At 75.4% G+C, this 3,003-nt stretch carries 3 protein-coding genes and 2 pseudogenes; all 5 read right to left on the bottom strand.

Annotated features, from left to right (window positions below; translation table 11 throughout):
* Positions 1-37 precede the first annotated feature (37 nt).
* Entirely contained in the window at positions 38-523 is a 486-nt protein-coding gene (locus tag ACWJ6R_RS33600; protein WP_449066079.1) for a (2Fe-2S)-binding protein, read from the bottom strand.
* Positions 523-1,397 (bottom strand): annotated as a pseudogene (locus ACWJ6R_RS33595) (FAD binding domain-containing protein). The gene ACWJ6R_RS33600 and the pseudogene ACWJ6R_RS33595 overlap by 1 nt, the downstream one beginning before the upstream one ends.
* A gap of 14 nt (positions 1,398-1,411) precedes the next feature.
* Positions 1,412-2,309: pseudogene (pucL, locus tag ACWJ6R_RS33590) on the bottom strand (factor-independent urate hydroxylase).
* A 1-nt stretch (position 2,310) separates the two neighbouring features.
* Complete coding sequence (gene uraH, locus ACWJ6R_RS33585) at positions 2,311-2,625, bottom strand: hydroxyisourate hydrolase (protein WP_449066078.1); 315 nt, start codon at positions 2,623-2,625, stop codon at positions 2,311-2,313.
* On the bottom strand, positions 2,622-3,003 hold a 382-nt coding region (locus tag ACWJ6R_RS33580; protein ID WP_449066077.1), incomplete at its 5' end, for a 2-oxo-4-hydroxy-4-carboxy-5-ureidoimidazoline decarboxylase. The genes uraH and ACWJ6R_RS33580, both read right to left, overlap by 4 nt.

Raw genomic sequence — 3,003 nt, 5'->3', positions numbered from 1 at the left:
CCCGGACCCGCGCCGCCGGGCGCGGGGACCGCCGGGCTCACCGGCGCGCCTCCCCGCGCTCCGCCCTGCGGGCCGCGGCGAGCCGTACCGCGTCGAGGATCTTCTCGTAGCCGGTGCACCGGCACAGGTTCCCGGCCAGCGCCTCGCGGATCCGGGCATCGGAGGGGTTCCCGGTCCGCTCGATCAGGTCGTGCGCCTGGACGACGAGGCCGGGGGTGCAGAACCCGCACTGGACGGCGCCGCACTCGATGAAGGCCTGCTGGACCTCGTCGAGCCGGTCGCCGTCGGCGAGCCCCTCGACCGTGCGGACCTCGCGGCCCTCGGCCTGGCCGGCCGCGACCAGGCAGGCGCAGACGGTCACGCCGTCGAGGTAGACCGTGCAGGAACCGCACTCGCCCTGCTCGCAGGCGTTCTTGGAACCGGGCAGGCCCAGGCGCTCGCGCAGGACGTACAGCAGGCTCTCGCCCTCCCAGACGTCATCGGCCGTCTGACGGCGGCCGTTCACGGTGAAGGTGACGCGCATCAGCCGGTCCTCCTTTCGGGGTCCGCGGCCCGGAGGTCGTTCCAGGCCCAGGTCAGGGTGCGGCGGGCCAGCACGGCCAGGGCGTGCCGGCGGTAGGCGGCGGTGCCGCGCACGTCGTCGATCGGGTCGGCGGCCCCGCCACCAGCTCGCCGAAGCGGCGAGCACGGCCTACGTCCGGCGGCCCGTCCCAGTCGAGCTCGGCGGCCAGGAACTCCTCGGCGTCCGGGGCCCGGCGGGGCGTCGGGGCGGCCGAGCCGACCCCGGTGCCCACCCGCCGCTCGCCGGGACGGAGCGCGAGGGCGAACGAGCAGACCGCGATCACCATCGCGTTGCGGGTGCCCACCTTGGAGAAGTACTGCGGGCCGGTGGCCGGGTGCGCCCAGAAGGCCCGGATCAGCTCGTCGGGCTCCAGCGCGCTGCGCTTGACGCCCAGGTAGAACTCCGCCGCGGGGATCATCCGCACGCCGCGGGCGGCGGACTCGACCTCGACCACCGCGTCCGAGGCCAGCAGCGGCGGATGGCTGTCCCCGGCGGGCGAGGCCGCCCCCAGGTTGCCGCCCACGGTGCCCCGGTTGCGGATCTGCGGCGAGCCGACCGTCCGCGCGGCCTGCGCCAGGCCGGGCAGCCGGTCGCCGAGCTCGTCGATCAGCCGCGTGTACGGCACGCCCGCGCCGACCCGGAGCCGCCCGTCCTCCTCGGCGGACCAGGCGGCGAGCTCGGCGACCCGGTTCAGGTCCAGCAGCGCCTCCGGGCGGCGGGCGGCGAAGTTGATCTCGACCATCACGTCGGTGCCGCCCTGGACGGGCAGCACCTCCGGCCGCTCCGCCTTGGCGGCCAGCGCCTCCGCCCAGGTCTCGGGCCGCAGGAAGTCCATCGCCGTCACCTCCGTCAGTCCCACGCGAAGCCGGCGGCGGGGGCGCCCTCGGACAGGACCGCGCCCTCGATCAGCCCGTAGGGGCGGTCGGCGGCGTAGAAGACCTCGCCGGGGTTGTCCAGCCCGAACGGCTCCAGGTCCACCGGGAAGTGGTGCCGGTTGGGCAGCGCGAGCCGTACCTCGCAGATCTCCGGGCGGGTCTCCAGCGCCCTCCTGCCCATCGCGTAGAGGGTCTGCTGGAGGGAGAGGCTGTGCGTCTGCGCGAACGCCTCCAGCAGGCAGCGCCGCACCTCGGCGTGGGACTCCGCGTAGGAGCAGCCGGGGGGGCGGGTCCGGCGAGGCGTGCCGCCAGCGCGCCGTCACGGCGGTGGCCAGGATCCGGTCGGTGGCGGGCGCCAGGGTGGTGTACTCGTCGCGGGCGAACCCGTGGAACTCCGAACCGGTCGTGTTCATGACCGTCAGGTCCGCCAGGCCGGAGACCACGGCGGTGCGGCCGTCGGCGTCGTGGTGGACGACGCAGGTGCGCACCCCGGCGCCCGAGCGGACGAAGGAGTGCCGCCGGTCGCCGGGGTCCCCCGCGGGCGTGATCCGGTCCCAGGAGTACTCCTCGATCTCCACCCGGGCGTGCCGGATCGACGGCTGGGAGCCGACGTAGTGCCGGGCCAGCAGGAGCGCGAACTCCTCGATCTGGTCCACCCCGTGCCTGCGGGCGAAGGCGTAGACGGTGTTCTTCTGCGTGTCGGTCGGGAGCACCGCGGAGTTGTCCCCGGTCAGGTGGGCGTCCTCCATGTCGCCGGAGAGCGCCGTGCTGACGTTGAGGTCCTTGAGGTGGTGGACGCCGCCGTCGCGGGTGACGCGGACCAGGCGGGTCTCCGCCTTGCCGTAGCGGTTGGGACCGAGGACGACGGGCACGCTAGCTCCCCCTGTAGGTCGAGTAGGCGAACGGGCTCAGCAGCAGCGGCACGTGGTGGTGCTCGTCGGGGTCTCCCACCCGGAAGACGACGCAGACCTCCGGGTAGAAGGAGTCCGTACCGCGCGCGGCGAAGTAGGCGCCGGTGCCGAAGACCAGCCGGTGCACGCCCGGCCCCGGCCGCCACCCGGTGATCCGGCCGTCGGCGTCGGTGCTCCCCGCCGCGAGGAGCGTCCCGTCGTCCGCCAGCAGCCGTACGGCGACGCCCTCGGCGGGCCGGCCGACCGCCGCGTCGAGCACGTGCGTGGACAGGCTCACGGCTCCTCCCCCAGCAGTCTCACCAGCCGCAGCAAGGTGATCTTCTCCAGTTCGGCCCGGACGGTCCGGCGCTCGGTCTCCTCGTCGCAGGCCAGCCTCCGCCGCAGCCGCTCCAGCAGCTCCGCGGCCGACAGGCCGGTGGCGCAGACCAGGTAGACGTGGCCGAAGCGCTCCTCGTAGGCGCGGTTGCCCTCGGCGAGCGCGTCGAGCACCTCCCGGCCGGCCGCGGCCGTACCGGACTGCTCGCGGCGCGACCAGGCGGACTCCCGGCCGGTCCCGGCGGCGCGCTCGCCGATGCGCGGGTGCGCGGCCAGCGCCGGAGCACCTGCGGCCAGTCCAGCTCCCGTACGGCCGCGCCCGCCGCCGCGGTCAGCCCGG

The organism is Planomonospora algeriensis, assembly GCF_977012225.1.
This window is presented reverse-complemented; position numbering and strand designations above follow the sequence as displayed.